General features: G+C 46.9%; 3 protein-coding genes. All 3 read left to right on the top strand.

All coding sequences use genetic code 11. From position 1 onward, the window contains the following. The coding region (lptD, locus tag A3739_RS11275) for an LPS assembly protein LptD (protein ID WP_156502542.1) at positions 1-491 on the top strand (491 nt) is incomplete at its 5' end. 9 nt (positions 492-500) lie between these two features. Next, on the top strand, positions 501-1,835 hold the full coding sequence (locus tag A3739_RS11270) for a peptidylprolyl isomerase (protein ID WP_197472282.1): 1,335 nt from the start codon (positions 501-503) through the stop codon (positions 1,833-1,835). After that, positions 1,836-2,526: 4-hydroxythreonine-4-phosphate dehydrogenase PdxA (locus A3739_RS11265; RefSeq protein ID WP_068501357.1), on the top strand; the 691-nt coding region annotated here is incomplete at its 3' end.

Genomic DNA, 2,526 nt, shown 5'->3' with positions numbered 1-2,526 from the left:
GCGTATTAGATGGTGATTCCTTATTGGCATCAGAAGTCACTTTACGTCCTGATCACCTTTGGACGTTCCGTTATTCAAACCTATGGGATAGCAGTAAAAACGAGACGCAAGAAAGCGTGACGAGTGCGTCGTATTATAGCGAACACAGCAATACGATATTGAATTTAGCGCACCGCTTTCGACGTGGCGAAATCGAGCAAAGTGATACGTCGGTTATTTACCCCTTAAATGCTGAGGTGAGTGCGCTAGGTCAGTGGCGTTATGATTTAGGTTCTCATCGAACGATAGGCAGCTTGGCGGGTCTTGAGTACACGAGCTGCTGCTGGCGAATACAAGTTTTAGGACAGCGTTACCTGACTGACACGAGTGAAATGGATAATGCGATTTTATTCCGCTTCCAGCTCGGTGGCTTGGGTGGCTTGGGTGTTAATGATGCGAAAATGGACGGATTGATTCCTGGGTATCAACGCCGAGAAGACGAGATTAATTAAGGTAAAACTATGTTTGGATTGATCAAAATGAAGTGGCAGCAAAGTATCGCTCTAATGTTGACGCTTGCTGTAATGATGCCGAATATCGTGCATGCAAACGATGAACCGGAGCTACTAGATCGTGTACTTGTGATTGTTGACGATGACATCGTCATGGAATCAGAACTAAAACAACGACTGCGCCAAATTACGCAACGCTTGCAGGCGCAGGGTACCCGTTTACCTCCACAAGAAATCATGAATCAAAGAGTACTAGAGCAGCTTATTCTAGAAAGCATCCAGCTTCAAAAAGCTGACTTAGCAGGTATTCGTGTGAGCGATGCACAGCTCAACGAGACCTTAGTCAACATCGCAAGCTCAAGCGGTATGACCCTACAGCAATTCCAACAACAACTGGCGAAAGAGGGTGAAACCTATGTCGCAGCGCGAGAGCAAATTCGTCGTGAAATGCTCGTGTCGCGTGTGCAGCAGCGTGAGGTTGATCGTCGCGTCCGCGTGACAGAGCAGGAAATTAATAACTTCTTGAGTTCCAGTGAGGCACGTGAACGTTCAGGAACAGAATACTATATCGGTCATATTCTGATTTCAGTTCCTGAGGATGCTACGCCTGAACAAGAAGAAGCTGCGCAAGAACGTGCCGATGCCGTGTTAGCAGAGCTAAAGAATGGGGCAGACTTCCAACAAGTTGCGATTGCTCGTTCTGATGGCCGCCAAGCATTAAATGGTGGTGTTATTGGATGGCGTAAAGAGAATGAATTGCCATCGATTGCGGCCGATGTACTGCCAAACTTGGTGAAGGGACAACCTTCTGAGTTGATTCGTTCGGCAAGTGGCTTCCACATTATAACCGCTTTAGATAAACGCGGTGGAACAGAGCAGTGGGTTGAGCAGCGCAAGGTGCGCCATATCTTAGTGGCACCGAGTGCAATTCGTAGCGATCGTCAAGCTAAAGAGATTATCGACAAGCTCTACGAGCGTGTGATCAATGGTGATGATTTTGCAGAGCTAGCGAGATCTAATTCGGATGATCCTGTGTCGGCGATNGATGGTGGCGCTTTAGATTGGGTCAGCCCTGGACAAATGGTTCCTGAGTTCGAAGATGTGATGAACGCTACGAAGGTTGGTGAAATCAGTGAGCCATTTCGATCTAATTTCGGTTGGCATATCTTACAAGTTCAAGATAGTCGACAGCAGGATATAAGTGCCTTGGTGCAAGAAAACCAGGCAAGGCAGTTGATCTATCGCAGAAAATTCGAGGAAGAGCTCGTAATTTGGTTGCAAGAAATTAAGTCTGAAGCATTTATCGAGTTTAAAGATGAAACGCTTCGCGTAGAGGGCTTATAAGTGGGCGATACTCGAGCTCATTATCTTGCTGTCACGCCAGGAGAGCCTTCCGGTATTGGCCCTGATCTATGCGTACTTTTAGCACAAGAATCGTGGTCTACACCTTTAGTCTTCATTGCTGATCCTAAAGTACTAGTTGAACGTGCTGAGCAGTTAGGTGTGCCGTTTGAAGCGGTCGAGTATGTTCCGAATACCTCACACCAGTTAAGCTCAGGTCAAGCGTTTGTATGTAGTGTATTGGTTGATCAACCTGTTATGGCTGGGCACTTAGACGCTAACAACGCCGCTTATGTGCTTAGAACTCTCGATCGTGCTATCGAGGGTTGTCTTTCCGGAGAATTCTCTGCGATCGTAACAGCGCCAGTTCATAAGGGTGTGATCAACGATGCCGGAGTGAGTTTTAGCGGCCATACCGAATATCTCCAAGAAAAGTGTGGCGTCGATAAAGTTGTTATGATGCTTGCTAATCGTCATATGAAAGTATCACTTGCAAGTACTCACTTACCCCTTAAGGACGTCTCCCAGTCAATTACTCCTGAATCTTTACAGCGCGTTATTGAGATTTTACTTGCTGATATGCGCGGTAAGTTTGGTGTTGAGAAGCCTCGTATTTTGGTGGCTGGGCTGAACCCGCATGCAGGGGAAGATGGTCATATGGGGCGAGAAGAGATCGATGTCATTCAGCCCGTCA

Source organism: Oleiphilus sp. HI0067 (assembly GCF_001635735.1).
The sequence above is the reverse complement of the archived record's forward strand: the minus strand, read 5'-3'. Positions and strand labels throughout refer to the sequence as shown.